At 52.1% G+C, this 26,403-nt stretch carries 26 protein-coding genes and 1 riboswitch; of the genes, 8 read left to right on the plus strand and 18 right to left on the minus strand.

What is annotated here, in order from left to right; all coding sequences use genetic code 11:
- Window positions 1–75 precede the first annotated feature (75 nt).
- Complete coding sequence (locus DFQ01_RS26310; RefSeq protein WP_110046915.1) at window positions 76–387, plus strand: dehydrogenase; 312 nt, start codon at window positions 76–78, stop codon at window positions 385–387.
- On the opposite strand, the gene DFQ01_RS26315 is transcribed toward DFQ01_RS26310, so the two are convergent.
- The 8 genes from DFQ01_RS26315 to yyaC all read right to left on the minus strand — a co-directional run bounded on the left by DFQ01_RS26315 (window position 384) and on the right by yyaC (window position 9,390).
- Window positions 384–1,850, minus strand: coding sequence for an O-antigen ligase family protein (locus DFQ01_RS26315; RefSeq protein WP_174812541.1), 1,467 nt, complete (start codon window positions 1,848–1,850; stop codon window positions 384–386). The two genes, DFQ01_RS26310 and DFQ01_RS26315, sit on opposite strands and share 4 nt — an antisense overlap.
- 106 nt (window positions 1,851–1,956) lie before the next feature.
- Window positions 1,957–2,781 carry a PilZ domain-containing protein gene (locus DFQ01_RS26320; protein ID WP_110046917.1) on the minus strand — a complete coding sequence of 275 codons (825 nt, stop codon included), beginning with the start codon at window positions 2,779–2,781 and terminating at the stop codon, window positions 1,957–1,959.
- 145 nt (window positions 2,782–2,926) lie between these two features.
- Window positions 2,927–3,019, minus strand: a riboswitch (cyclic di-GMP riboswitch).
- Window positions 3,020–3,056: 37 nt separating this feature from the next.
- Entirely contained in the window at window positions 3,057–4,139 is a 1,083-nt protein-coding gene (locus DFQ01_RS26325) for an HD-GYP domain-containing protein (protein ID WP_110046918.1), read from the minus strand.
- A gap of 74 nt (window positions 4,140–4,213) precedes the next feature.
- Window positions 4,214–6,022, minus strand: a complete 1,809-nt coding sequence (locus tag DFQ01_RS26330) for a histidine kinase N-terminal 7TM domain-containing diguanylate cyclase (protein WP_110046919.1) — start codon at window positions 6,020–6,022, stop codon at window positions 4,214–4,216.
- On the minus strand, window positions 6,022–7,215 hold the full coding sequence (locus DFQ01_RS26335) for a class I SAM-dependent methyltransferase (RefSeq protein ID WP_110046920.1): 1,194 nt from the start codon (window positions 7,213–7,215) through the stop codon (window positions 6,022–6,024). The genes DFQ01_RS26330 and DFQ01_RS26335 overlap by 1 nt, the downstream gene beginning before the upstream one ends.
- A 13-nt stretch (window positions 7,216–7,228) precedes the next feature.
- Window positions 7,229–7,948, minus strand: a complete 720-nt coding sequence (locus DFQ01_RS26340) for a DUF6483 family protein (RefSeq protein WP_110046921.1) — start codon at window positions 7,946–7,948, stop codon at window positions 7,229–7,231.
- 12 nt (window positions 7,949–7,960) lie between these two features.
- Window positions 7,961–8,785, minus strand: coding sequence for an alpha/beta fold hydrolase (locus DFQ01_RS26345; RefSeq protein WP_245946891.1), 825 nt, complete (start codon window positions 8,783–8,785; stop codon window positions 7,961–7,963).
- Between the two features lie 26 nt (window positions 8,786–8,811).
- Window positions 8,812–9,390, minus strand: coding sequence for a spore protease YyaC (gene yyaC, locus DFQ01_RS26350; RefSeq protein WP_245946892.1), 579 nt, complete (start codon window positions 9,388–9,390; stop codon window positions 8,812–8,814).
- A gap of 215 nt (window positions 9,391–9,605) precedes the next feature.
- Here yyaC and DFQ01_RS26355 point away from each other — a divergent pair, with 215 nt between their 5' ends.
- Entirely contained in the window at window positions 9,606–9,830 is a 225-nt protein-coding gene (locus tag DFQ01_RS26355) for a DUF1128 domain-containing protein (protein ID WP_110046924.1), read from the plus strand.
- Between the two features lie 113 nt (window positions 9,831–9,943).
- Here the strand turns inward: DFQ01_RS26355 and DFQ01_RS26360 are convergent, their stop codons facing one another.
- From DFQ01_RS26360 to DFQ01_RS26375, 4 genes are all read right to left on the minus strand, one after another.
- Entirely contained in the window at window positions 9,944–10,408 is a 465-nt protein-coding gene (locus tag DFQ01_RS26360) for a hypothetical protein (RefSeq protein ID WP_110046925.1), read from the minus strand.
- 274 nt (window positions 10,409–10,682) lie between these two features.
- Window positions 10,683–12,269, minus strand: a complete 1,587-nt coding sequence (locus DFQ01_RS26365; RefSeq protein WP_110046926.1) for a UDP-glucose--hexose-1-phosphate uridylyltransferase — start codon at window positions 12,267–12,269, stop codon at window positions 10,683–10,685.
- A gap of 53 nt (window positions 12,270–12,322) precedes the next feature.
- Window positions 12,323–13,309, minus strand: a complete 987-nt coding sequence (galE, locus tag DFQ01_RS26370; RefSeq protein ID WP_110046927.1) for a UDP-glucose 4-epimerase GalE — start codon at window positions 13,307–13,309, stop codon at window positions 12,323–12,325.
- 68 nt (window positions 13,310–13,377) lie between these two features.
- Window positions 13,378–14,550 carry a galactokinase gene (locus tag DFQ01_RS26375; protein WP_110046928.1) on the minus strand — a complete coding sequence of 391 codons (1,173 nt, stop codon included), beginning with the start codon at window positions 14,548–14,550 and terminating at the stop codon, window positions 13,378–13,380.
- 238 nt (window positions 14,551–14,788) lie between these two features.
- Here DFQ01_RS26375 and DFQ01_RS26380 point away from each other — a divergent pair, with 238 nt between their 5' ends.
- Window positions 14,789–15,643: an AraC family transcriptional regulator gene (locus DFQ01_RS26380; protein WP_110046929.1), complete on the plus strand. Its 855-nt coding sequence runs from the start codon at window positions 14,789–14,791 to the stop codon at window positions 15,641–15,643.
- Between the two features lie 9 nt (window positions 15,644–15,652).
- Here DFQ01_RS26380 and DFQ01_RS26385 read toward each other — a convergent pair whose 3' ends face one another.
- A complete protein-coding gene (locus DFQ01_RS26385; RefSeq protein WP_174812539.1) occupies window positions 15,653–16,714 on the minus strand; it encodes an asparaginase in 1,062 nt (353 codons plus the stop codon).
- Between the two features lie 180 nt (window positions 16,715–16,894).
- Here DFQ01_RS26385 and DFQ01_RS26390 point away from each other — a divergent pair, with 180 nt between their 5' ends.
- Window positions 16,895–18,145 (plus strand): NAD(P)/FAD-dependent oxidoreductase, encoded by a 1,251-nt coding sequence (locus DFQ01_RS26390; RefSeq protein WP_110046961.1) that lies wholly within the window; start codon window positions 16,895–16,897, stop codon window positions 18,143–18,145.
- A gap of 64 nt (window positions 18,146–18,209) precedes the next feature.
- Here the strand turns inward: DFQ01_RS26390 and DFQ01_RS26395 are convergent, their stop codons facing one another.
- Window positions 18,210–18,770: a general stress protein gene (locus tag DFQ01_RS26395; RefSeq protein WP_110046931.1), complete on the minus strand. Its 561-nt coding sequence runs from the start codon at window positions 18,768–18,770 to the stop codon at window positions 18,210–18,212.
- A gap of 135 nt (window positions 18,771–18,905) precedes the next feature.
- On the opposite strand from DFQ01_RS26395, the gene DFQ01_RS26400 reads away from it, so the two are divergent.
- From DFQ01_RS26400 to DFQ01_RS26415, 4 genes are all read left to right on the plus strand, one after another.
- The gene (locus tag DFQ01_RS26400) at window positions 18,906–19,241 is read left to right on the plus strand and encodes an STAS domain-containing protein (RefSeq protein WP_110046932.1); all 336 of its coding nucleotides are present in this window, start codon (window positions 18,906–18,908) and stop codon (window positions 19,239–19,241) included.
- A 17-nt stretch (window positions 19,242–19,258) separates the two neighbouring features.
- The gene (rsbW, locus tag DFQ01_RS26405; RefSeq protein ID WP_110046933.1) at window positions 19,259–19,738 is read left to right on the plus strand and encodes an anti-sigma B factor RsbW; all 480 of its coding nucleotides are present in this window, start codon (window positions 19,259–19,261) and stop codon (window positions 19,736–19,738) included.
- Window positions 19,729–20,508, plus strand: a complete 780-nt coding sequence (locus tag DFQ01_RS26410; protein WP_425452447.1) for a sigma-70 family RNA polymerase sigma factor — start codon at window positions 19,729–19,731, stop codon at window positions 20,506–20,508. Before rsbW ends, DFQ01_RS26410 begins: the two co-directional genes overlap by 10 nt.
- A gap of 142 nt (window positions 20,509–20,650) precedes the next feature.
- Window positions 20,651–21,943, plus strand: coding sequence for a CorA family divalent cation transporter (locus tag DFQ01_RS26415; RefSeq protein WP_110046935.1), 1,293 nt, complete (start codon window positions 20,651–20,653; stop codon window positions 21,941–21,943).
- Window positions 21,944–22,011: 68 nt separating this feature from the next.
- On the opposite strand, the gene DFQ01_RS26420 is transcribed toward DFQ01_RS26415, so the two are convergent.
- The 4 genes from DFQ01_RS26420 to DFQ01_RS26435 form a co-directional block, all read right to left on the minus strand.
- Window positions 22,012–23,190, minus strand: coding sequence for a fused response regulator/phosphatase (locus DFQ01_RS26420; RefSeq protein WP_110046962.1), 1,179 nt, complete (start codon window positions 23,188–23,190; stop codon window positions 22,012–22,014).
- A gap of 175 nt (window positions 23,191–23,365) precedes the next feature.
- Entirely contained in the window at window positions 23,366–23,830 is a 465-nt protein-coding gene (locus DFQ01_RS26425; RefSeq protein ID WP_110046936.1) for a disulfide oxidoreductase, read from the minus strand.
- A 3-nt stretch (window positions 23,831–23,833) separates the two neighbouring features.
- Entirely contained in the window at window positions 23,834–24,568 is a 735-nt protein-coding gene (locus tag DFQ01_RS26430; RefSeq protein WP_110046937.1) for a DsbA family protein, read from the minus strand.
- 344 nt (window positions 24,569–24,912) lie between these two features.
- Window positions 24,913–26,259 (minus strand): GH1 family beta-glucosidase, encoded by a 1,347-nt coding sequence (locus tag DFQ01_RS26435; protein WP_110046938.1) that lies wholly within the window; start codon window positions 26,257–26,259, stop codon window positions 24,913–24,915.
- Between the last annotated feature and the right edge of the window lie 144 nt (window positions 26,260–26,403).

The raw sequence follows: 26,403 nt of genomic DNA on the forward strand, positions 1-26,403 counted from the left end.
CCGTTCAACGTTCAGGCTAGTGTCCGCATCCTAAATTAGTGCATACGATAGCCGTAGAGAGGAGGCGGTTGTCGTATGAAGCCCACGAACGAGAAGCATTCTACCGGGTACCCGACCGCTCGCAAAATTAAGAGAGCTTGCAGCAACGAATTGTATCGCACCGCCAAGCGGCTGAACAAGTGGATTCCGAAGGAGAAGCAGGAGGAAGCTGAGAAGCTTTACTTCAAGAAGGTAGCGCTTAATCTCCCTTGGATTCATGAGAATCAAAGCAATCGTAAAGTATTATCCGACTGGTGGGACGAGAATGTCAGCGCCGAAATCGCCGAGTTGTGGGAGGTTGACCGCACGGCGCTGTGCGAGGCGTTCCGACACGCTTTTGGCGGCTAGGAAGCTTGTAGGACGCTTCGCGAATCTGCTTGGGCGGCTTGAGCGTTAATTCCGTACCCTGCAATCGCGAACAGCAGCAGCCACCAGCTGCCATAGCTCATATCGAAATCAATTGCCGCGTGCAGCAGCATGGCGAGCATAGGTGCTAGCAGAAGGCGCTGCTCGCCCGTGCGCCAGATAGCAGTAAGCAGTGCGCCGAGCATCAGCAGCACTAGCGATAATCCAAGCAGGCCATGATTGAGCAAAATGTCGAGGTACCCGCTGTGTACCTCGTAGATGCCGAATCGTGGGCCTGCGAGCTGCCGCCAGGTGTCACCGCCGCGGCCAAGTAGAGGCGCTTCCCGCCATAGGCGAAGCGCCTCTTGGTATAGAGACGCGCGCGAAGCCGCCGTCTCGTAATGCGCGCCGAGCCGCGCATACAGCTGCTGCGGTGGCAGCAGCGCCAGCGCGGCGAGGCCGGCTGCGAGCAGCATCGCGCTCGCAGCGATAGCGCGGCCCGGCCGCGCTGCGCCTTCGGCGAGCAGCCTGCTTCGCAGGGCTGCGAGGCCGATGGCGCTGGCTGCGAAGCAGCCAAGCAGCGCGGCGAGGCGAAGCGCCGCGGGAGGCGCCAGCGCGATGCGGCACGCGAGCGCGGCGCAGACGCTGGCCCAGCCTGCGCTGGCCAGCCATTGCGCGAGCCGGCGCCCGCGCAGCAGCAGGCAGCCGGCGGCGAAGCCTGCGATGCAGGCGAGCCCGGCGCCGCGCGACTCGGCGAGCAGCAGCGTAAGCAGCAGTGGCGCAGGCAAGCTGACGGCTGCCAGCTTCATAAGCGGATGCGCCGAACGGGCTGGTCCTACCGCTAGCAGCAGTAGCAGCATGGCCGCAGCGAAGATGCCCTGTGCATTGGGATATTGCAAGAAGCCAGACAGCCTTACGCCCATGCTCGCTACGCGTATATCAGATTCAGCCAGCAGAAACCCATCCGATAACGGAGACGGAAGCATGCCAAACCACCCCGCAATCGTCACAGGTCCGATCAGTACCCCTGAAGTCACAAGCACGCTGATCCGAGTGATTGAAATGGTCCTAGTCGTCTTCCGACGCTGCAGATCATATAACAACAGGCCTGCTAGTCCTATAACACCGAGCCATCGAATGCACGCCTCTGCCACAGCAGCCCTATCCAAGGACTGACTCATAGCGAGCTGACTTAGGCTGCATAAGGCAAGCCCAAATAGACTGAACCATACAGCAGAGGTCAGTTGGTCATGTTCGCTGTCATCTACTTCTAGTCTACGATGATCGCTGCTCCAAATCCCTGCAATTGCTAGCCACGCCGAACAAAGGACAACTAGCAACGAGAACAAAGCCGCTGCATCATCATCATACAAGCCCGTATGAATAATAGCCGTTCCCGCTGCTACTGCCGCCATCCCAGCAGCTGCCCCTTGTGCGAACCTGCCCCCGCTGCCATTCTCAAGCACTCGCCATATCACCTCTTGCAATGCGTATATGCAGCACATACGATGCAGTATTGCCTTTCTAGACTGAGGCGAAACAAGCAGCACCCAAACCAAAAAAAGAAGCCGCTCATGAATCTGAGCGGCTTGTCTTATTATTTTTCTTCAACTGCAGTCGACGATTCGTATAGAACATGCTGACTTGCTCGCGGAGAATATAGGCTCGAAGAGCCCTTTGCTCCTTCTCCTCCATACCCTCGAAGCGAGCACCGTAATATTTGCCTTCCGGCGTCGTCTGCGATCGAACGATGGAGAGCGCGCATCGAATGACGCGTTGACCATCGATCCGAAGCTCAACTTCAACATTCTCACCCGTCATAAGCGGCACTGCAGGCTGCTCAATTAAGAAACCGATACCCGAGTTGCTGATGTTGCGAATTCGAATAGATGTGCCTTCCCATTCGTCCAGCTCAACGCCTGCGTCATGAAACAGCTCGTCCAATTCAGCAAGCAGATCGTCTGAGACAAGGCCTGCATTCGCAGGAGCTATTAAATCTGTAATCTTCGGTGCAGCCTTCACTTTCTGCCCTTCTCGTGGAAGCCGCAGTATACCGGTTGCCGCCACTTCAACGCGCGGACTCTCCCGCTTCTCAACGAATTGGAATGCACGCGGAGGAAAAATAACTGCAATCGAACCTTCATCCTTGCCTATAATCGTTGATTGGAGGCGGTGAATGCCCATAGGAGAATAAAAAGTTAGCTGCACCGAATCACCTAGCTCGAAACGCTTGTATTCATTCAGATCAATGCCTAGCAGTTCACCTTCCACATAAGTAGAGATGCCCGTCGTAACATAGTCCTGCTTCTCAACGATCGTTCTGCTATGTACAAGCGCCTTCGGTGCAATCAACTCTTTATCCTTCTTGTGAAGCTCTTGTCCGCTCCTAATCGCCATGAATCTAAACCCTCCCTATGTTGGATAGCACTCGATTACATTTCTCACTGACACGTAATGTAACGAATTGGTCCGAAAACAAGCAAACAAAAAAAGCCGCATTCAAAAAAAGAAGCCGCTCCAAATCTGCCTGCAAGGGAGCGAATTCGGTAACCAGGCTGCCAAACGCTGCGCTTCGCAGGTATTAGGCCCTATGGCTTTGCGTCCTTGCCTTTCGACAAGTTTGCTATTATCGTTCGTTGTCCTCGTATTCAGTTAGTCCGTGCTGGTTACCGTTATAACTCTTCAACAATCAATATGCTTACTTCGTTCTTCAGATCAATCTCATACGGATTAGAAGGGCGAGTTCCGTCCGGCTCCTCCACAACCCGCACTTTCGGGCGATGAACGGCGAGTGAATTGTTCGCGGAAACGACTGCAATCTGTCCTGTACTCAATCGGACAGTCGTCGCAATTGGATAAACCGAGATGTGCTTGCAGAACAGCTTGACCAATTCGAAATCGAAATACGTATTCCCGGCGGCAAATAAAAACTCAATCGCCTCCGACGGTGTGTAACGTTTGCGATGCGGCCTTGGCGATGTCAACGCATCATAGGTATCTGCCAGCCCTACGATCTGGGCGTACAGATGGATCTCATCACGCTTGAGCCCCCTTGGGTAACCCGATCCATCAAACCTCTCGTGATGTTGCAGCGCACAATGCGCAGATAACAAGGAAAGGTCATGCTGCTTCCGGAGAATATCAAAACCGTCCGTCGTATGGCGCTCAATAATCGCTCGCTCTTGATCTGTCAGCGTACCTTGCTTATTCAGAAGCTCTTTAGGTACCTTCGTCATCCCGACATCGAACAATAAAGCCCCTACCCCAAGCTCCTCTAATTGAATACGATTGTAGCCTTTCGCAATACCGATAATGCCTGAAAGAATAGCAACGTTAACTGAATGTTGGAACAAGTAAGCATCCGTAGTATGGATACTTGTCAAATTGACCATGACGTCGCCTCGCACCATCACGTCATTCAGAATCTCGCCGAACACCTGCCGCAGCTGGCGCCCCATCTCAGGAGCAACCGCTCTGCCCTTCATAAAATTCTGATCCTTCAAGTTCGCCATCGTCTGATAGACAGCATCCACTGCTTTTTGACGTGTTTTATCCGAAATTGCCTCTGGCGGTTCAAGGTCATCGGTAAAGGAGTCCTCAACGAACAGAATATCGATGCCAAGATTGCGAAGTCTGTCTATAAACCGTTCGTTCAGTTCAACGCCCACGCCTAGGAGAACATTCCCATTGTCCTGCAAGATCGGCTTCGCCAGCCTCTCACCAGGCTTAATCTGATGAATGTTTACCTTCTTCATTCTAAGTTCCCGCCTTCTTCATGCCAAAAAATATAGAGCGCATTCATATTGTACCATGACGTATTGCCTACTGACTACGTACTCGCGTTAATCGATTCATCATTTTGATATTCGATATTCGTACGAAAGTGTCGACAAACAACTTGATTGCGGCCTGCATGCTTTGCTACGTACAACGCCTCATCCGCCGATGCGAATAACTGCCTCAAGTAGGCCGCAGATTCGATCACATTCTCGGGCTGAACCGCTTCGTCTGCGACAACGCCCATGCTGATCGTAACTGACAACTTCTTGGTGCTTCCTGCTTGGTGATGCGCATGGTCAGTTTCTCTCCCCGCTGCCGCCTCACGTTCAGCCGGTCCGTTCCACTTCATTCCTTCATCGTTCCAGAACAGTTCACTGCGCTCCACCGCAGAACGAATTCGTTCTGCCGCTTCAGCCGCAAGTTTCATGTCAGCACCCGGCATATACACCGTAAACTCTTCTCCGCCATATCTGGCCAACACATCATTGGGACCTAGCATACCTCGAATTGTATCAGCCGTTTGGACTAGGACCATATCCCCAACCAAATGACCGTACGTGTCGTTCACATTCTTGAACAGGTCAATGTCGAACAATAACACGGAAACCGGCTTGCCAATCATCGCAAGTGATGGCAGCTCACTCTCCAGCCTGCTGAGCAGGTACCGACGATTGAAACAGCCCGTCAAGCTGTCGATAACCGCCATGCGTTCCAGCTTACGGTTCGCTGCGGACAGCTCATCCTGCATCATCAGCAGTTCCTGGTTCTGATCCTGCAGCGTCTCATTCTGCCGCCTCGTCTCCTCCATAAGCAGCCGATAATCGGTTACGTCCTGGATCGTTATAATTCGCCCTGCCGTCTCGTCATTGTTCGCTTTGATCGGGGCAGACGCAATGACTACATGACGCTTCGCTGTCGTAAACGACGGAACGAGCACCTCCATCTCCAGACGCTCTGGAGAATTCGCTTCATGCCATTCAATAAACAGCTCCGATTGCTCCGATACAGCCCGCATTGTGCTAAGCATGACCCTAATATCGAATTTGTCCCCAACACGAAACGGCATAACCGGCTGCATAACACGGTTAATGTCAGCAACATTCCCCTGTTCATTGACAACGATAATTCCCGAGGACATCGAGTTAAATACGTCCTGCTGAGCGAATTGCACAAGATCGAACAGCCGATTACGCTTGATCGCGATAACGAAATACAGACCACTTAATGTCATACCCAACGACATTAGACCCGGTACAACATAACCAGTGAATTCGAATATAACGTTAACGCAAATGTCGATAACACCAAATAACAGAAATAAGATTAAACCACGCAATGCCATCTGCACTTGTTTGCGCATTTGCACGACACAGCCACTGTGGTGAATAGCACCGCGCATGAGTTGAATCGCACGTGCCATGTATCCGCAGAGAACCGCCACAAGCAGCCAGAAAAAAGGTCCGTAGTCGGCCTCTGTCAGCCGCGTCCCCGTCTCCTTTATAAACCAATGATAAGGGTTAATCATAACGGCTGCTGCGACTAGGATGGAAGGAATCGCACTTACGAATAACTTAAACCTACTGTACACATAAGATCTTCCTGTGAGGAAAACCGCGAATACAAACCAACCGTAGCCCAGTACAGCCAAACAGACGTACATCATCTTCATAATGTACATCCGGTACTCCGGAGGGTCCGCCATATAGAGCACAGTCTGGCCCAGCGGCCAGTTCAGCATAAACATATGGAACAACAAATAAATTCGATGCAGCGTCGTAAACGATCCCCGCATGAATACGAGTACAAAAAGAGCAAGCAGGATCAAATAGTTGGCAAATTCAATCCAAACGCCAATCATCACTTTTCACCTTCGATTACCGGCCGAGGACGCCTCTCTTCACCCAGCGCCTTCTCCAAATAAGGATCAATTGATAGCATATTGCGATATTGAACATACTCGTCCCATTTGCGACGCTTTACCGATTCCGGAACTGCTGCTGCCACTGCTCGAATAAGCAGGTTTTTCGGCGTGTGCTCAGGATCGATGAACTCGAGCATCTGCACTTTGTAGCCGACTGACTCAAGCAGCGCGCCGCGTGCCGCATCGGTTGCCAGCGCTGCGAACCGCTCTTTCAGCAGTCCGTGCGAGAGCAGCGGCTTCAAGCTGTCGTTCTCGATCTGTCGGAAGAGCTCATGCTGACAACAAGGCACAGACAAAATGACTTGCGCTCCCCAACCGACCGCTTTCGCTAGCGCCGCATCCGTTGCCGTATCGCAGGCATGAAGCGTGACGACCATATCAGCAGAGGCCGTTTCGTCATACTCTGCAATATCGCCGACCATGAACTTCAACCCGTCGTAGCCAAGCTTGTCTGCCAGTGATTGGCAGAATGCAATGACATCCGCTTTCAAATCAAGACCGACTACTTGCAGCTTGTACCCCTTCTCAATAACGAGCAGGTGATAAAGCGCAAACGTTAGGTACGACTTGCCACAGCCAAAGTCAATTACTTTGATTGGACGATCCGTCGGCAAATGAGGCAGTACATCCGTCACCATCTCCAAAAACCGATTAATCTGACGGTACTTGTCCATCCGGCTATCCTTCACTTTGCCTTCGGCAGTCATAATGCCGAGCTCTATTAAGAACGGGGCAGGTGCATCCAGCACGCGATTTTTTTTGCGATTATGGTCTACTGTATCAGCCGCTTGAGCCGTAGCCGGCTTCTTCAACACGGCAGCCTTCCCTTTCTTGCTGAACAAAATCTGATAGTCTGCTTCCTTCGTCTTCACCAGCGCCTGTCGGTACTGCGTTTCCAGCCGCTCAGCCATGCGCTCGCCCGCTTCTGCTATAGGCACATTCTCATGATTTGCTTTGTTCGGATAGTGGTACTCAAACTGAAAGTACAGCCCATCTTTCAATTGAACAGGACGAATCGTCGTGCGGCCCGGAGCATCTCCATCCTTGCGGCGAAGTTGACTGAGTGTCGCTTGCAGCACCAATCCTTCTTCCACCCAGCGCTTCAAATCTAATCGCCATTGTTCTTCCATAACGCTATTACTTTCACTCCTTCATTCGATCAAGCTCAGCTAGGCCAAGCTCCAGCTCTTCCCGAGGCAGCCCACCAGATTCAAGCTGTTCATCGGTCAATAACATTAAACGTGTATAGAAATCTTGCAGATCACTTGAACGGCCAACACCGTCTTCATACATCGCATACAAATAGTTCTCTGCTTTATCGAACCAGCCTCTATTCTCAGCCGCGGCTGCGGCCAGCAACCCCGTGCTCCGCGGCAGCTTCGCGTTACCAAGCCTCTCCATGAGCAGCGCAGCCTCATCGGACTTAACAGACTGATCCGAATCTGTCTGATCTTCTGTCTCTAAAGCGGCGGCAGTTATACCAAGCTCTTCCGCCAGCACACTCACATGGGCTTGCTCCTCTACCTCAGCAGCTAAGTGCATATGCAGCGCTTTGGCTCTGAGTGAAACAGCTTCCGATTCACGCCCAAGCTCCTCCAGCGTGTCTGCCTCTGCAGACATCAGCGTACCAAGCGCACGAAGATCCTCCGGATCGGCAGTGCCTCGTTGACCAAGCATACTAATCAGATCGCCTGCAGACAGCTTACGAGCAAGCTCGGGCTTCATTCGCAGCAGCTTCTCCAGCAGATCGCCAGACAACGCGAGCGCTTCTTCCTGCTTCTGCTGCTTGCGCAAGCCCATCATTTGCCCAAGCGTATCCGTCATACTCTCAATCAAACGCATCATATAGTCACGCTGAAGCATTCGGGTCCCCTCCTAGATGGTTGCTAAGAAATTACGGATGCCTTCCGCAAGCTGTTCTGGAGATTCGAGCATCCCCATATGTCCTGCAGTCTCAAGCAATACTTGGCTGACGCCTGCTCTATCCGTTGTGAACGTGCGCTCTACTGGAATAATGCCATCCTTTGCGCCCGCCACCAGAAGAAGCGGCAGCTTCGACGTCTCTAATACGCCGAGCCGATCTGGACGCTCCTTCATACCAAGTGCCGATGCCTGCGCGCCTTGCGAAGCTGTGCCGTATCCGATCTCGATTGCACGCCCGACAAGTTCGGCTGGTGCGGCTGGAGCGAATAGGTTCGGCACAAGCCCCTCAACAAACGTTGCAACCCCCTGCTGCTCGATCTTCTGTACCGTGCGATCACGGTTCTCACGTGCTGCCTCACTATCAGGCAGGCCTGTTGAATGAACGAGGCCAAAGGCACGCAGCCGGCTTGGATGCTGCTCTGCAAAGGCTAGTGCAGTGTAGCCGCCCATCGAGTGGCCGAGCAGGACGACCTGCTCCAATTGAAGCACGTCGAGCAGCGCCAACACATCGCCCGCCAGCGTCTCCATTGTGTAGACCGATTCATTAGGAGCTGACGAGCTGCCATGCCCTCTCGTATCCGGCACGATCACTCTTGTCCCCTGATGAACCAGCTTCGATACAAGCTGCTCCCAATAAGCCGAGCTGCCACAATAGCCATGCAGCAGAACGACATTGACGTCTGCACCACCTTCTGGCATCGAATCCGCGTAAGCGATCGTAAGTGTTCCATTATGTACGACAGCAGAACGATCTGCTATGGAAAGCTTGCTCATCATAACTCCTCCTGGTCTTACATATCGTATTAAGACTGTACACGCAATGCAGCATCAATTGCCGCAGCTGCCGTCTCCGCCATTCGCATAACAAGATGGAGCGATGTTACTTGCAAGGTGCGGTAAGGTTTTGGACCCTGACGGTTCACAACACCTGCAATAGAATAATCACCAATCGGATCGAGATTTAGTCCGATCCCTTCCCCCGGCTTTAGCGGACCTTCTGCGACCGCGAACATACCGATAGATTCAGGCCGACCAAGGCAGGCGTCGATCGTAATAACGATCGTATGGGGTGGCGGGTGAATGCCCTCAAGGGCGATCCGCTTTGCATCTAGCGGCTGCTCCATCGTACCATTGACGTTTGACCAGCCTTTTGCCTGCAGCGCAGACCCGACTAAGGGTCCGAATGCATCGCCGGTTGAGCAGTCGGTTCCAATGCATACAAAAGCGATTTCTCGGCCTTGCCGAAGCGCTTCTGCAGCGGGTGCAAGAAACGACTGGAGACCTTCGGCGCCCACTGTTATCGATACCCGTTTGACAGCAGCCTGCGGCTGTCTGGTTTTGCTTCGAGATCCCATAATACCGCTTCCGTTCCTTTCCTTCATTCCTCATCCATGATACTTGATTTCATAAGGATCAGCAATGAACGGCAGGCCCAATTCAATAGGAGAAAACCTCTGTCGAGGCTTATCGGGATGAGCGGCCACTTTTGGAGGAAACATTTATGGAAAGGTTACGGATAGACCATTGCGCTTCCATGGCGATGAACGAAAAGGCATGGTACAATACATCAAACGATGGAATAGTGAGGGATTAGATAATGAACTTAAATGAAGCAACAACAAGCAATGTGGCGTTTATGATTGAAGAGATTAAATCCAAGCTCAAAATGGCAACTGCCGCTGCTATGCAGCCAAGCCACTTCGACTTGAACCGGTATGAGGATATCAAGGATATATATGAAGTAATCGCCTCTAAGCCGACTTTCAGCATCTCAGAAGTTGAAGCGCTTGTGTCTGAATTAGGCAAGCTAAGAAATCAATAATTAATTACATTTTATAACATGGATAATCATTATTCTACAAAAATCATCAAAATAATATCGTAAAAAGAAATAAAGACCGAGGCCTATTCAGCGGCCTCGGTCTTCTGTATCAATTATTGTTCGCTTTCACTTGCTTCTGGGTCCGTCGATGCAGTTGGAGCAACCGTCTCAATTGACAGTTTGACCGTTACCTGCTTGCTTTCACCCTTCAGAAACTGCGCTGCACGCTCCAGCTTCTCCGCTAATTCGTTCCCGCTCAGCGTCACATTCAGATGGTAGGAGAAATGATCGCCAGGCTGTCTCGAAGCGCCGTAGCCAGCTTGTGCTGCATAACGGTCACCACCATACAACGCAGGAGCAACTGCCTCGCCCGGGAAAAATTTGTCCGACTTGTTTACAACACGCTCATAGATACGAAGCTTCTTCAGCAGCATATAATATTGCGCGGAATGCTTGAAGCCCCAAGCATCACGGATATCCTTCAAGGTGTAGTCCATCTTCCAACGCTTCAAGTGCTCGATCTGTTCCTCTGTATTCAACTTCAAGAAATCATCTAGTGGAAAAATTGCGCTAGACATCGTTACTCCTCCAATCGCTATATCAGCTTGAAAAAATAAGTTACAAAATGACCGTAAATCATATAAAAATCATTTAGTATTATTTTCTATAAAATAATACCATAAATATTATCTAAAGGCCAACAGTGCAACACGAATAATTTCAGACATCATTCGAGCGATTTAGTGCTATTTACATAGAAAAACCGCTCCCATCTGCCATTAAATGACGAACGAGAGCGATTTGTTGTATTGTATATAATTCTATAATCGTAACTAATTGAATAAACTACAATTATTGTTCAACCAGAGAGAGGGACGTCATGAAACGACGGAATGCTTCGCGGCCTTCCTGCGTCGCCTTATAGACGCCCGCATCCTTCAGAACCGCAAGGAACTTGCCGCCTGTTTCTTGTTGCAGAACATTAGCTGCTTCATCGACGCTCAGCGCGCTGCCATGGCGCTCAATGAGCTCACGAATCCAAGGCGCATGCGGTTTTAATGCGAACGATTCCGAAGCCGCTTCTTCCTCGCTCCACGCTTTCTCACCCGTCAGATAAGCTCCAATTGCTTCAAGTTCCGACTTCAAGCGTCCAGGAAGCACAGCCAGACCCATAACCTCGATCAAGCCGATGTTCTCTTTCTTCACGTGGTGCAGCTCGCGATGCGGGTGGAAAATTCCATCTGGATGCTCTTTGCTCGTCCGGTTGTTGCGGAGCACGAGATCAAGCTCATACTCGCCATTGTTCAGACGTGCAATTGGCGTAATCGTATTGTGCGGAATACGATTGCCACCTTCACCTGCACTATATGCCAGCACATCGGCTGCAGCATCGGAATATTCACGCCAAGCGTCCAGAATCCGGTTCGCTGCTGCAAGCACGTTAGCGCGGTCGCTGCCATTGACGCGGATAACCGACATCGGCCAGCGCACGATGCCGAAGCGTACGCCTGTTGCCGATGGATCAACGAACGAAGCTTCGATCGGCGCTTCCTCCATCGGGAACGTATGTCTGCCCGCTTGGAAGTGATCGTGATGGAGAATCGAACCACCGACGATCGGCAGATCCGCATTCGAACCGATGAAATAATGCGGCATCGCATCAATGAAATCGACCAAGCGGCCAAACGTCTCATGCGAGATGCGCATTGGCGAGTGCTCGCCCTTCAGAACGATGCTGTGCTCGTTGTAGTAAACATACGGCGAGTATTGGAAGTACCAGCGTTCACCGCTCAGCTCAAGCGGCAGCACGCGGAGGTTCTGGCGCGCCGGATGATCGGCTCTGCCCGCGTAGCCAACGTTCGTTTCGCACAACAAGCATTTTGGATAACGGCTTGGAGGAAGCGTCTTGAGCAGCGCAATTTCCTTCGGATCCTTCTCAGGCTTGGACAAATTAATCGTAATCTCCAGGCTCCCGAATGGTGTCTCGTGGCGCCAATACTGATTCTTACGAATACGGTTCATCTGAATGTAGTTCGAGTCGATGTTGAGCTGGTAGAAGCGGTTTGTTGCCGCTTCTATGCCTTCACGCTCCGCGCTTGCGCGGAACGATGCTGCCACTTCCGATGGGCGCCCCATCAGCATGCCCATCATGCGAGCATCCAGCAGATCACGCTGCGTCAGCGTGTTGTCTGGGATGAGTCCAGCCTCTACCGCATAATCAATCAACGGCTCAAGAATCGATACCGGGCTGTCCAGCGCCTCGTCTGGCAGTTCACCTTCATAAGGTGCAGTGAATTGGAACAATTCCAGCAGGGCGTTACGTGTATATGATTCATCAAGCGCATCGATCATCCCGCGCTGCATACCGAATCGAACAAGCCTCTCGATCAATATTGCCGCTTGGTCGGCATCAACCGCCAACTGTAGTTGTTCTGTCATAGCTGTCGCTCCTTCTACCTGTGCATGCTCTAGTGGAATTGCCTATCGTATCATTACTTGCTGTAGCCGTTCGGATTCGCCGAGTGCCACTGCCAAGCGCTGCGGATAATGTCATCCAGCTTGTCGCGTTTCGGCTGCCAGCCAAGCTCCTTGCGAGCACGCTCGGACGATGCGATCAGAACCGCCGGGTCGCCTGCGCGGCGAGCTTCCATGACAACTGGGATTTCCCGTTCCGTTACAGCGCGTGCGATATCGATGACTTGTTTAACGGAGAAGCCTTGACCGTTACCAAGGTTGTAGACGGCGCTCTCTTCGCCGCGGCGGAGACGATCTACTGCGAGCACATGCGCGTCTGCCAAATCGCTGACGTGGATGTAGTCACGGATGCACGTGCCGTCTTCTGTCGGATAATCGTCGCCGAATACCGAGATATGCGGACGCTGACCAAGTGCCGCTTGCAGCACGATCGGGATCAGGTGCGTTTCTGGGCTGTGGTCCTCGCCGATTTTACCGCTAGCGTGCGCACCAGCTGCATTGAAGTAGCGGAGCGATACGTAGTGAATGCCGTGAGCGGTGTCGAACCACTTCATCATTTTCTCCATCGCGAGCTTCGTCTCTCCGTAAGCATTCGTCGGAACTGTACGGTCATGCTCATCGATTGGAACGCGCTCTGGCTCACCATACGTCGCTGCAGTCGACGAGAAGACGATGCGCTTCACACCATTCTTGTTCATTGCTTCGAGCAGGCACAATGTGCCGTACACGTTGTTGTGATAATATTTGCCCGGATTCGTCATGCTCTCGCCAACAAGCGAGTTCGCTGCGAAGTGAATAACTGCATCGATCGAATTTTCTTTGAACACTTGATCCAAGAATGCTTCATCGCGAAGGTCGCCTTCGTACAGCTTGCCGCCGAGTACTGCTTCCCGATGTCCTTGCTGCAAGTTGTCGACAACGACGATTTCTTCCCCGCGCTCCAGCAATGCAGCTACCGTATGCGAACCGATGTAGCCTGCGCCACCTGTTACCAATACTGCCATATCGAATCTCTCCCTTATTTAAAATTATTTTTAATCCGTTAACTGTATAGTTCGTGCTATCCGAGCACTTATACGAGTTCTTCTACCCCGTTGCCGATGCTGCATACGTAGAAGTCAGCTGCGAGGCCTGTCGCTTCGTTATACTTGCGGCCGACTTCTTCCTTGAAGCGCTCAATCGCGTCTTCATGGACGAGCGATACGGTGCAGCCACCAAAGCCTGCGCCTGTCATACGCGAGCCAAGCACACCCTCTACGCTGCGCGCGGCTTCAACCATGGCATCCAGCTCAGCGCCTGTTACTTCGTACAGATCGCGGAGCGAGTCGTGCGAGCCGTTCATCAGTTGACCGAAAGCAACCAGATCATTTGCCTTCAGCACTTCGATCGAGCGAAGCACACGGTCGATTTCTTCAACGACGTGACGAGCACGGCGGCGTACCGTCTCATTCGGAATAAGATGAGCACTCGCTTCGAACTGCTCCACGTTAAGCTGGCCGAGCAGCGTAAGCGATGGGTGTGCCTGCTTCAGATCCGCTACCGCCTGCTCGCATTCGCCGCGGCGTTCGTTGTACTTGGAGTCCGCCAGACCGCGGCGCTTGTTCGTGTTGCCGATGACGAGCTTGTAGGCGCCCGATTGGAACGGAATCAGATCATATTCGATCGTATCGCACATAAGCAGAATCGCGTGATCCTTCCGTCCGTTCGCAACCGCGAACTGGTCCATGATGCCGCACTTGACGCCGTTGAACTCGTTCTCCGAGCGCTGCGCCAGCTTCGCATTCTCAACCGTGTCGATTGGCTGGCCTGCCACGCTCAGCAGTGCAAACGCCGTTACAACTTCGATCGATGCGGAGGAGGACAGGCCTGCACCGTTCGGGATTTCACCGTGATAGAGCAGATCGAAGCCGCTGTCCCACTTCACGCCGCGCTGCTGAAGCTCATTCACGATTCCTTTCGGATAGTTCATCCAGTCATCCTTCTTGTCGTATACGATGCTGCTAAGCGATACTTCACCACGAAGTTCGAAGTTCGTAGAAGCGAATGCCAGCTGATCATCCGTACGTGGACGGAGCAGCAGCGTCGTGCCGAACGTCAATGCTGCCGGGAATACATAGCCGCCGTTGTAGTCGGTATGCTCACCGATCAGATTGACGCGTCCTGGTGCATGAAACACTCGAATTGTATCTTCGGCCCCGCCGAAAAGCGCAATGAATTGCTGTTTCAATTGTTGTAGGTTAGCCATTGTAGCGATCACATTCCTTATCCTGTCGAAATGAATTGCTGTTATCTGAATTCAGTATAACGGAATAAGCGAATGCTCGAAAATGGCGTGAAGTGCTCTTCACATGGATTTATGTGACTTCCTTCCTTGCGATTCAGCCCAACCTGTAGCACAATATAGAAAACTTCATAACCGAATCTCAATTATATGTGACTTTATTAAAAAGGTAAATATTACATAAATACGGAGGGACTGTTCCATGAAGCATCCTTACACGTATATGGTCGCCTCGAATCACTCGTCTGATCGGTTCCATGGACTAAATGTGCTGTTCGCTGGTGAAAGCCAAACAAAACCCAGCCATAAGGTCGGGCCAAAGGTGTATGACTATTACCTCATGCACTACATCCTATCGGGCAGCGGCACATTCACCATTGATGAGACGCCTTATGCCTTAAAGGCAGGCGATACGTTCCTCATTGAGCCCGAACAGCTAATCCGTTATACGTCAAATGATTCGGAGCCCTGGATGTATCGATGGATTGCTTTCGAAGGACATGAAGCAGACAAGCTGCTGGACGCATGCGGCTTCCATTCAGCCAATCAAGTGCTGCGGCAGAAGGTCGATCGAAGAACTGCCGTACTGTACCGCGATGTGTACCGCTCCTTACGCGAAGGGGGATCGATGGCGGCCGTGCAGGCCGTCGGGTACCTTCAGCTGTTGTTCAGCGTATACGGAAGGAAGGCCGCTGGTCTGGAGGGCAGCATCGAGCGCAGCGAGAACGGCGGCGAGACGCTTGTCCGTCAGGTCACCCATTATTTATCCGCTCAATACGCCATGCCCGTCTCGATCGAACAAATGGCAGAGACACTCGGCTACAATCGAGCCTATCTGTCACGGGTGTTCAAGCGTGCCACAGGCATGACGCCTGTCACCTTCCTGCTTCGGCTGCGCATCGACAAGGCGCGGCTGCTGCTGCGGGAGCGTCCAGAGCTCACCGTCGAACAAATTGCAGCATCCGTCGGCATTCCCGATGCGCTCTATTTCTCCAAGCAGTTCAAACGAATCTACGAACAGTCTCCTTCTTCTTATCGCAGAGACGTGCTTCAGTAATCATGCCCTTCATGATGTCTTAGTAAAATGCAGTTGAACGCCCGCTTCTCTTCTTCCGATCATCCGACCCGAGTCGTTGTACATCGACGAAGGGAACGCTTCGCCGATCTGCTGACTTAGCCGATCGGCTTCACTTGTTGGCAGCAGGCCGTTGTCTGCGAGCTGCTGGAGAACAGCAGGCAGGATGACGGGCCAAGCCAATTCGCTGCCGTCTGACATTTTCACAATGATGCCCAATCTCTCCTGCCGGAGCCCCAACGCGAACACGCCTTGTGCGCCACTCTTGGCAACGCAATTGCGATCGCGCAGCAGGACGCTGGCAAGCCTGCCCGTTCCTTCGACTAGATCCGGACGTGCATTCATTGCACAGGTTATACGGTCGAGCATCTGCTGGACGTCCTCATTCAGATTTGTCGGCGGGGAAGCTAATCTCGCATAGAGCAGGGCAAGTTTACGCAGCGGTATCGCGTACACAGGCAGCCCGCATCCATCGAACCCACCCGTCAATTCCGATGCCGACAGATCGGTGAGCTCTGCGATCCAGTGCCGAATCGACTGCTGAATCGGATGATCCAGCTCGGCATAGGTGGCCGATGGCCATTCCTCCAGCTTACATGCCGCGAGCAATCCGATATGCTTGCCAGCACAATTATGAAACAGCTTGCGAGGCTTGCCGCCTGATCGGATGTAGATATCACGTGCTTCTATATCAAGCGGAAGTCCTCTATCGAAGACGAGCTCCTCTTCCTTAATACCTGTCTCGTGCAGCATAAGCTCCAGCATTTGCAGATGGACGGGTTCTCCTCGATGCGAGGCGGTCATCATTGCAATTGCATCCTCTGGTAGTTCATAAATATCCATGACGCCTGCACTTAGAATCGGCAGCGCTTGAACGGGCTTCGCCGTCGAACGCATGAACGTTGGGACAGCAGGATCTCCTGCCCATGCAATCAGCTTACCCGCAGCATCAACAACGGCAATATGGCCATGATGTACATTCTCTGTCTCCGCTCCTCTAATCGTTACGGCTAGCGGAATTCCGCCTGTCTCTTGTTCTGCGTTTGTATTCATCCGTAGCATCCCCTCTCCACCAAATCCGACTAACCGCCACAACTCGCTTATCGTCCGTAATGTTCCCGTCTTGCTAACGATTATATTCGGTTCTCTGCTAGACAAAGACTTCATGCCGCTCCCTCGCAGAGCATTGTATGGCCGGAATTGGACATAGTAAATAGCGGGAGTGATTGCTGGATGACAAGGAAACAATTGCATACAGGTTCAATGTATTGGCCGACTACATCAACGCATCCTGCCCCGTCTTATGAACCGCTTGGCAAGCGAAATGTCCACTACGATGTCGTCATCGTCGGAGGCGGCATGTCGGGCATTCTTTGCGGGCACGAGCTTGCATCCAAAGGGATACGGGCAGCAGTCGTCGAACGGGAGACGGTTGCTGGCGGAAGCAGTACCGCGAACACAGGGCTTATTCAATTCTCGAACGACATTATGTTATGCGAGTTAGCAGAACTGATCGGGGAACAGAAAGCCGTCTTATTTTATGAAGCATGCAAAGATGCCGTCAATCAACTAGCCAGCTTAGCTGCGCGATTGCCGAACAAAGGTGGACTCATACGCCGTTCCAGTCTGTACTTAGCCAGCTCGGAGCATGAGCTGCCGAAGCTTCGAACTGAATATGAAATGCTTCAGAAGCATGGCTTCGATGTGGAATGGTGGACGCAGCACGACATAGAGACCCACTTCCCATTCTCGAGATCCGGTGCGATCGTAACGCATGGTGATGCAGAGCTCAATCCTTACCTGTTCATTACGGAGCTTGCAGAGGATGCCGTACTTAAAGGTCTTGATCTGTTCGAGCATTCTGATGTAATCTCCCATAGCGCGAACACGAACGACAGCATGCATATTCTCACCACATCGGACGGCGGCTCAATCATTGCAGCACATGTTGTCTTCGCGGTCGGCTATGAGCCAGAGGAACTGCGCTGCCAATTAATCAAATCCGATCTGAATCGCAGCTTCGCCATTGTGAGCGCCCCTCAGTCTGCTTCAATCGACGTCTGGCACGAGCGGATGATGATCTGGGAAACTGCCCGGCCTTATATCTATATGCGGACGACTCCGGACAATCGGGTTATTATAGGCGGACTGGATGAGGAGCCTCCAGCTCCGATCGAAGGGTCAAACGCTCGAAGCAAACGAGATAGCAAGCTCTACAACCTTCTAGAGAAGATGTTCCCAACCTTGTCTGCGCCTATCGAGTACGAATGGAGCGCAACGTTTGGTGAATCATGCGACGGCCTTCCTTTCATTGGACGCGATCCAGCTCATACCAACGTTTACTATTGTCTTGGCTATGGCGGAAACGGTACGGTCTACAGCGTCATTGCTAGTCAACTGCTATACGAGTCGATACAAGGTCGGACATCAACACTTGCCGATATATTGCGGCTGGACCGTCCATCGATTCAGAATCTCTCGTGAAACAACAGTAGCCGGCCCTCCTGCAATAAACAGGATGACCGGCTGCTTCGAATCTGCCAAGTCTCTATATAATTTGCGTTGCACCTGTCGCTCGATAAATCGCTTCAGCATTGCTTAACACCGATAGTTCGGGGCCGCCATCGACCTCGAGCAGCGTTTTGCTTTCGGTTGTAGCGGCCATTACAGCAATGGCGCCGTTCTGAACGGCTGTGCGGCATTGATCGAGCTTCTCGTCCTCAACACCCAGCGATGACAGGATACGATCATACGTGGATTCATTGCCGTCTGTACGAACTGCAGCCAGATAGGATGCAGCCGCGTAAGGCATGCCGCCTGCATAGTACATGCTGCCGAAAGCGATGCCTGCTGCAGCGACCGAAGTGCCGATAAGTGATGACTGACGAAAATCGCCGTTGGAGTAACCGTCCGAGTGATTGCCGGTTGCATCAACAATGTCGCGAAGCTCATCCACATGCATGCCACATTCTGCTTCAAGTATGCGTGAATGGTAGCCATCCTTAGCGATGACGCGAAGCTCACCGGTTGTAAATCCAGCCTGAAGCAGCTGCTGCACGGCGTTAACGGCATGCCTTTCTGAATCAAAAATGCCGATTTTGCTTGCCATATAAGGACCTCCTGTCCGATGGGATAAATCGGTTACATTATGCCCTGTTTCACAATTCGTTATTTGCGGTTATGGTTATTTCATAGATATTATATAGGTAAACGTTCTGCATTCCATTGAAGTGGGGTATCGGTTATGAAATCACCCGATAAATTTTATCTAAGAACAGAGAATCAGGAAGGACGCTGTACGGTATACCTGAATGGCGAGCTTGACCTTGAGACCGCATCCCAGATGCGCGCTGCGATGTCAACGCTCGTGGAACTGACGGACCGAGACCTCGTGCTTAATTTGCGCGACCTGCGCTACATCGACAGTACAGGAATCGGCATCCTTGTGTCCGTCGTGAAGGCACGCCACGCGAAGAGCGCTCCTTTCCTTGTTGAGGCGATCCCGCCAAATATACGGAAGCTATTCGATATGACAGGCATTTCACCATTCTTATCTGGCTCTGCGCCATCATCGTACTGAAAGGAGATCATGATGCAATGCGTATGAAGGATGAAATCATTACGATCTTCGTTCCGGCTGCAGCAGAATACGTTGATCTTGCTCGCCTGGCGTTATATGGGGTTGCAAGTAAAATGGGATTCTCCTTCGAGGAGATTGAAGATATGAAAGTTGCATTGTCAGAGGCGTGCAACAACGCCGTGCTCCATGCTTACGGCGATTTGCCTGGCGGCACAACGATCGTGGCGCCAGAAGAGCAGCCGCGTGTCGAGATTCGTTTCATTAAGCAGGCGGATGCCTTGTCGATCATTGTAAAGGACGACGGCAGCAGCTTCGATGCGGCTACAGCGGCGCGCAGAGCCGAATCCCTGCACGGTAAATCTGTCCTTGAGCTGGAAGCTGGCGGACTTGGACTTTATCTCATGCAGGCTCTAATGGATCAAGTCGAAGTATCCAGCGGCTCAGGCACACAGGTCATGATGACCAAACGTTTATCCAAAAGCGGGGAATGGGCATGACATTCCCTCCGTCCCGGCAGCTTCATGATAGCGCCGCGCGGATTGCGGAGTATCAGAGGAATCCGACCAATGAAGCTGCAACGATATTAATTGAACATCATGCCCCGATCGTACGAATGGCTGCCAGCAAAATTGCACGCAACCGTCCAGACCTGTACGAGGATCTCGTCCAAGTCGGCCAAATGTCGCTCCTGCGACTGTATCGGCAATACGATCCAGCGGTCGGTGTGCAATTCGAGCCTTATGCAATGAAGAGCATTATCGGTCATATGAAGAATTATCTTAGGGACAAATCCTGGTATATCCAGGTGCCCCGCCGCATTAAAGAAAAAGGAATCTCCGTCCAACAGACGATTGATGAACTAACCGTCCGGCTGGAGCGATCTCCTAAGGTTGAAGAAATTGCAGCCCATATGGAGCTCACTGTCGAGGAGACATTGGAAATTCTCGGCGGACGTGATCTGTACCATTACGTATCGCTGGATACGCCAATCAGCGAAGAGGACAGCACGACGACGCTCGGAGAGCTGCTGCACTCCCAGCTAGATGAATACGAGCATATCGATAAGAAGCTCGATATCGAAGCAGCAATGGCCCAACTTAAGCCCGAAGAACGGCAGGTGCTGAAGCTCGTGTTCGAAGACGGTGTCCCTCAACGCCTCATTGCGGAGCAGCTTGGCGTCTCTCAAATGAGCATCTCGCGCATCCAGCGCAGAGCGATTGAGAAGCTCCGTCGCAGCTTAACGGAAAACCATCATCCCGATTCATGAATAAGCGCACCGACGAATGACGCATATGGCGGCATGATCGGTGCGCTGTTTCGCTATTTTCGTTGAACACTTCGGCCTGTTCGGGTTATGATGAAGAAATGAGAAAACCTCTATCGGGGTCGATTCCAACAGGAGGCATTGTATGAACGAACGAACGTTTCGATTCCCAGCTGGCTGGGAGTGGCTGCAGCTTCGGCAGCCGTTCGCGGAAGACCTGCATCAGCAATCGACTGACGCTCGGGAAGACGTGCAATTGCAGCTTGAATTGATCCCATCGATGCCGTCACGAACGAAGCGAACCTCTACAGATAAACTGCCGGACAGCGCAGCACAAACAGATATAGCAACGAAGCGGGAACAGCTTAGGCAAGAGCAAGCTCGCGAGCGGCTCCTTGCATTGAAGCTGCGTATGCCAGCCTGCTCGGCTTGGCTTGATGACTGCTATGAGCGAAGTGCAAACCATATTGTCGTACATCGGCTTGAAGATGGACAACCCCTGCTCTACGGGACGCTGCTTGTTCAGTTATCCGATGACAAGAAGGATATTCAGCCGCTGCGCTATTGGGTAACAGCAGGACAACTCACGACGATCCATGAGGACTGGCGGCTGTCGATTCGGACACAGCAGCCTCCTTGGGATATGCAGCTCCAGCAATGCTCCAATAGCTACGAGGCATTTGCAACCATTCTGAGCGTTGTACTCGATCAGCTGCATCACGGACTGGACAGCTTCGAGAAGAAGCTGATGGATCAGGAACAGGCGCTTCGCAGCCGTGATCAGCAGATTGAGCGGATGAACCTGTTGTTCGACTGCCGATATGATCTGCTGCATTGGCAGCGGCTGTTCGTACCCGTCTGCGAGCTGAACAATGCGTTGAAGGAAGCTTTCTCAGCGAGTACCTTGATCAGGAGCGAAGCTTATACTCGGCTTCAGCATAAGCTGGAACGGATTGATGCGCTCATTCAAACGTACGCACGTGAGCTGGACACGCTCATCGCGATGGGCGAAGCGGCTTCAACACAGCGCGGCAACGATACGCTCAAAGTACTAACCAATGTCGCTATCCTGCTCGCACCAACCATTGTGGTCGGCGCATTATGGGGCATGAACATTCGCAGTCTCCCTTATATGGAGGAAGCATGGAGCTTCCCAGCGATGTGTGCCATTGATCTGCTCGTGACCATCATTGCCTGGCTGCTGCTGAGGCGATCTGGCTGGTTGGGGCGTCGTCCTCCTCAAACAACGGCTCCATCGACTGCTGAGATCGGTCGCACATCTCATATTCGTGCTGATCTATCAGTCGGAACGTTATCGAGAACGCGTCGAGGTACGAAGAAGAAATCTGTTAGCGATTCCGTCGCAGACCGGCCTTCACCAGCGATCTTGAACCTGACGGAAACGGGTGCCGTCGATAAGCCGCGCAGCCGTCAATAATGCATGCAAGCCTCCTCAGTGCTGAACAACCGTTCGGCGCTGGGGAGGCTTTCTTTGTGCGTGCTATTTTATTTCAAGGCAATCCACAGCAGACATTGGTCGTCGGAATGACCGCGGCCTTCTGCCGGCTCCCCGAATAACGCTTCCCGCCACTGTTCTGGGAAGCTGCCGCAATCATCCGAGCAACTGCTGCTGCTCAGCTTCTGGCCCAGCATCTCAATAGGGTCCTCGGTAACATCGTCAGACCGATCGAGCAATCCGTCCGTCACAATGACCATTCGGTCACCTGGCGCAATACGAAGCGATTGCTTATTGACAGGAATGCCATCAAACAAACCAATGGCGGGGCTGCCGCCCTTCAATTGCTCCACCTGATCCGTACCCAAGCGAAGGAGCAGGCCTGGCGGATGCCCTGCATTCACATACTCCACGATACCGCGCTCCATATCGATCACCATGTAGATGCCAGTGAAGTAATATTGAATGAGCTGGTCGGAAAAATGCAGCTGCATCGCCCGTCGATTCAGCTCTCGTACGACATCCTCCGGATCGGACAGCTTACTCATCACTTCCTTCAGGACGGAGGCGATGAACATACAGACGAGCGAGGACGAGATGCCGTGTCCCATCGCATCGATAACGGCAACGGCATAGCGGTTCTGATCGATTCGATGCCACGCGTACAGATCGCCTGACAGCTCCTCCGAAGGACGATAGATCGCATCGATGACGATCTGCTCATTCTCCAGCCGCTGGGGCAGTACCGCGTATTGTACCTCACGCGCCAATCGCAGCTCATCGCGCAGCCGGCGGTCCCGCTCCCGATGCCAGTTCTTCTGCTGCTTCAGCCGCAGCGCAGAACGAATCCGCGCCATCAGCTCGACCCGATTGATCGGCTTGGTCACATAGTCTGACGCACCTGCATCAAGCGCCTCTGCCAGCTTCTTCGAATCGCCGATTGCCGTTACCATAATGATCGGAATATCTTTGAGCCGCTCGACGCCGAGAACGGTCCGACATGCTGTAATACCATCGATGCGAGGCATCATCATGTCCAGCAGAATAAGATCGACATCCGGCTCCTCATAGACCGGCTTCAGGTCCGTTCCATCCTCGCTAATGCCCAGCAGTGTATATAACTCAGAGGCTGACGAGCAGGAGCTCAAATTCCGATAACCTGCCCGCTTCAGCATTTCCTGTACGACCGTCACATTCATTGCATTGTCGTCCACTAGGACGACGCGCATATTCAATCTGCCATTGCTTCGTTCTTGAGCTTGCATACTATACCCTCGTTTCTTGTCCGCAAGTCCGTCATTGTTATGTTATTAATACCCGCCCCTCACGCGATCGAATCAACAACACAAAATAGCTGCCCAAGCGGGGAATCAACCGTTCCGCCTGAGCAGCTATTCGCTGCTATTATTCTGCTGCCGCTTCCAGCGCTTCCTCACGCTTGTAAGCGCGATTCGTAAGCCAGAGGTTGCCTGCGATCAAGATGAAGGCAACAAGTGCCATTAAAGGAATTGTAATGACACCAAACCAATCGAGATAATCCTCGTTGCATGGAACGCCGACGTTGCACGGCGACATTTCATACAAGCCCGGCACCTTCTGTTCGGCATAATGCCAAGCGGAGATGCATCCGCCAACGATTGCGAGCGGCAGCACGTAGGAAGCCATCCGTCTATCGCCTCGATAGGCTGCCATTCCGAGCAGAATCACTTGCGGGTACATGAAGATGCGTTGGAACCAGCACCACCGGCATGGCGTGAAATGCAAGACTTCGCTCATATATAAGCTGCCTGCCGTTGCGGCAATGCTGACGATCCAAGCCATGTACAGGCCATAGTTATAAAAGAAAGACGAGCGATTGTCATCATTCATCGATTATTGGCCCGCCTCATCGACTTCTTTCAGTGCCTTCTCAATGGCTGCTTTCACTGGCTCGTAGTTCATCGCGTCGGAGCCGCCGACCTTCGTCCCGTTAACGAACAGGGTTGGCGTGCCTGTAATGCCAAGCTGCGGAACGCGGCTCATCTGATCGGACAGTTCCTTCGCATACGTCTCGTTCTCAATGTCGCTGCGAAGCTTATCGTAATCGATGTTCAGCTTCTCATCCTTCGCGAGCTGAACGAGATAATCGACCGTCGCCCACTGCTCACTTTCGTCTGGCTGCTTGTCATATAGCGCCTGATAATATTTCCAGAACTCGTCATTGCTCTGATGATAAACGGCAAGGCCCGCAAGCGCTGCTGTCTTGGAGTCAGGGCCGATGAAGTGATAGTTCATGAACGATAAGGATACGATGCCTTTATCGATATATTCTTTAATCAGTTCAGGCTTAACGTCCGTTGCGAACTGCTGGCACGCAGGACATTTGAAGTCTCCGAACTCGACGATTTTCACCTTTGCGTCTTGACTGCCAAGCGTTGGAAGGTTCGCATAATCAAAATCCGCTGGATCCGGCTTCGGTGCTAGTGCAAACAACAAAATAATAGCAACTAAGAGGATGCCGCCCGATGCCCACATCAACGTTCTGACTTTCTTCTGGCGTTCTTTGCTGCGTATTCGTAAGTCCTTGCGGTTCTGCTTGTAAGTCGATTTGCTTACTGCTTGTCCCACTCAAATTCCCTCCGATCGATATAAGTGCATAGATAGATCCATTATACCTGCTCAACGTTAAATTAACACTAAGAGGTTGTGAAAAAGTACGCTTTTGATCACGGTGTATCACATGAATGCTTAATCGACATCGAATCTTGAATGAAGCAGTGACTTCCGGTTCTCACGTAGCACAACACTTACGCTCCGATCCTCATTCCCCGCTTGATCCAACCTTCTCGGTGCTGAAAACCGAACTTTTTGAACACATACTTTAAGATAGCAAGAAAAAGGGAAAATGAAAAACCGACAGCAGGATCGTGAGATCCCGCTGCCGGCCTGTCCATTAAGCTCCGAAAGAGCATTTAAATTTTGAACCAATTGAGCGCTGCAACCTTGCTGTAGAACTTGAAGCTGTCCTTTGGAATACGGACTTGTGTATCATAATCCACATACGTCATACCGAAGCGCATCGAGTAGCCGAATGCCCACTCATAGTTATCCATCAGCGACCATGCATAGTAGCCTTTGACGTTAACGCCAGACTCAATAGCACGGGAAACCGATGCCAGGTGAGATTTGATGTAACGCGTACGACGGTCGTCATGCACTTTGCCATCAGCGGATGGCTCATCGTTGTAGCAAGCACCGTTCTCCGTAATGTAGATCGGAATCTCGCCATAGTTGTTCTTCAGGAACATAAGCGCGTTGTACAGACCTTGCGGATAGTACGTCCAACCGATGTCCGTGCGATCCCAGCCCATGTCGACCTCTTCCCAATCGAACAGACCTTCATTTTCTTTATAACGACCAACCGTACCGGTGTAATAGTTAACGCCGAGGTAGTCGATCTTCTGCGAAATGTCTTCCATATCGCCAGCTTGAATCGGCACTTCAACGCCTTTGCCGCGGAACCATTCAACCAGCATCTCCGGGTAATGGCCATGCATAACTGGGCGGATGAACCATTCGTTTAACCAGCCTGCTTGACGCTCGCAAGCATCGATATCTTCTTGGCGCGTGCTGTAAGGCTCGCGCCATTCCATGTTCGGTACAATACCGATTTGGCCTGGAATGCCAAGCTCGCGGAATTTGCGAACTGTGCGGCCGTGCGCAACAAGCAGGTGATGCGATACGTTCGTCGCCAGCTGCAAATCGCGGTTGCCCGGAGCATGCTCGCCCAGGTAGTTCGATAGGAAGGATACGCACCATGGCTCGTTGAACGTCGCCCACAGGTTGATTTTACCCTTCAAGGATTCGAAAACGGTTTCGGAATATCGAACGAAATGATCGATCGTTTCGCGGTTATCCCATCCTCCGCGGTCCTGCAGCGCCTGCGGCAAGTCCCAATGGTACAGCGTAACCATCGGCTCGATGCCGTATTTGAGCAGCTCATCAACGAGACGGTGATAGAAGTCCAAGCCCTCTTGATTTACTGCGCCGGAGCCATCCGGAATGATACGCGGCCAAGCGATCGAGAAACGGTACGTTTGGATGCCCATATCGGCCATCAACTTCACGTCTTCTGGATACTTGTGATACATGTCGCAAGCAACATCACCATTGTCGCCCATGAATACTTTGCCTGGCGTACGTGCGAACGTATCCCAAATCGACAGCCCGCGGCCGCCCTCTTGATACGCGCCTTCTACTTGATACGAAGCTGTTGCTGCTCCCCATTTGAAGCCTTCTGGAAACTGTACAATTGCCATGTCTAACGTGTCACCTTTCCTCTGCCTTAGTGTATAACCATAATGACTTAACTCTCAGTATAGTGCCAAAAGTCACAGCATCCTATGTGTGATTTTGGCACTTCATGATGCAATTTTGTTGCCGAATGTAGATTTATGTCGATG

The sequence above is a fragment of the Paenibacillus cellulosilyticus genome, assembly GCF_003182255.1.
Lineage (GTDB): Bacteria > Bacillota > Bacilli > Paenibacillales > Paenibacillaceae > Paenibacillus_T > Paenibacillus_T cellulosilyticus.

Coding starts and splice junctions, on each gene's coding strand:
- DFQ01_RS26310 (WP_110046915.1), top strand. CDS start 76: ATGAAGCCCACGAACGAGAAGCATTCTACCGGGTACCCGACCGCTCGC.
- DFQ01_RS26320 (WP_110046917.1), bottom strand. CDS start 2,781: ATGGCGATTAGGAGCGGACAAGAGCTTCACAAGAAGGATAAAGAGTTG.
- DFQ01_RS26325 (WP_110046918.1), bottom strand. CDS start 4,139: ATGAAGAAGGTAAACATTCATCAGATTAAGCCTGGTGAGAGGCTGGCG.
- DFQ01_RS26330 (WP_110046919.1), bottom strand. CDS start 6,022: ATGATTGGCGTTTGGATTGAATTTGCCAACTATTTGATCCTGCTTGCT.
- DFQ01_RS26335 (WP_110046920.1), bottom strand. CDS start 7,215: ATGGAAGAACAATGGCGATTAGATTTGAAGCGCTGGGTGGAAGAAGGA.
- DFQ01_RS26340 (WP_110046921.1), bottom strand. CDS start 7,948: ATGCTTCAGCGTGACTATATGATGCGTTTGATTGAGAGTATGACGGAT.
- DFQ01_RS26345 (WP_245946891.1), bottom strand. CDS start 8,785: ATGATGAGCAAGCTTTCCATAGCAGATCGTTCTGCTGTCGTACATAAT.
- yyaC (WP_245946892.1), bottom strand. CDS start 9,390: ATGAAGGAAAGGAACGGAAGCGGTATTATGGGATCTCGAAGCAAAACC.
- DFQ01_RS26355 (WP_110046924.1), top strand. CDS start 9,606: ATGAACTTAAATGAAGCAACAACAAGCAATGTGGCGTTTATGATTGAA.
- DFQ01_RS26360 (WP_110046925.1), bottom strand. CDS start 10,408: ATGTCTAGCGCAATTTTTCCACTAGATGATTTCTTGAAGTTGAATACA.
- DFQ01_RS26365 (WP_110046926.1), bottom strand. CDS start 12,269: ATGACAGAACAACTACAGTTGGCGGTTGATGCCGACCAAGCGGCAATA.
- galE (WP_110046927.1), bottom strand. CDS start 13,309: ATGGCAGTATTGGTAACAGGTGGCGCAGGCTACATCGGTTCGCATACG.
- DFQ01_RS26375 (WP_110046928.1), bottom strand. CDS start 14,550: ATGGCTAACCTACAACAATTGAAACAGCAATTCATTGCGCTTTTCGGC.
- DFQ01_RS26380 (WP_110046929.1), top strand. CDS start 14,789: ATGAAGCATCCTTACACGTATATGGTCGCCTCGAATCACTCGTCTGAT.
- DFQ01_RS26385 (WP_174812539.1), bottom strand. CDS start 16,714: ATGAATACAAACGCAGAACAAGAGACAGGCGGAATTCCGCTAGCCGTA.
- DFQ01_RS26390 (WP_110046961.1), top strand. CDS start 16,895: ATGACAAGGAAACAATTGCATACAGGTTCAATGTATTGGCCGACTACA.
- DFQ01_RS26395 (WP_110046931.1), bottom strand. CDS start 18,770: ATGGCAAGCAAAATCGGCATTTTTGATTCAGAAAGGCATGCCGTTAAC.
- DFQ01_RS26400 (WP_110046932.1), top strand. CDS start 18,906: ATGAAATCACCCGATAAATTTTATCTAAGAACAGAGAATCAGGAAGGA.
- rsbW (WP_110046933.1), top strand. CDS start 19,259: ATGCGTATGAAGGATGAAATCATTACGATCTTCGTTCCGGCTGCAGCA.
- DFQ01_RS26410 (WP_425452447.1), top strand. CDS start 19,729: ATGGGCATGACATTCCCTCCGTCCCGGCAGCTTCATGATAGCGCCGCG.
- DFQ01_RS26415 (WP_110046935.1), top strand. CDS start 20,651: ATGAACGAACGAACGTTTCGATTCCCAGCTGGCTGGGAGTGGCTGCAG.
- DFQ01_RS26420 (WP_110046962.1), bottom strand. CDS start 23,190: ATGCGCGTCGTCCTAGTGGACGACAATGCAATGAATGTGACGGTCGTA.
- DFQ01_RS26425 (WP_110046936.1), bottom strand. CDS start 23,830: ATGAATGATGACAATCGCTCGTCTTTCTTTTATAACTATGGCCTGTAC.
- DFQ01_RS26435 (WP_110046938.1), bottom strand. CDS start 26,259: ATGGCAATTGTACAGTTTCCAGAAGGCTTCAAATGGGGAGCAGCAACA.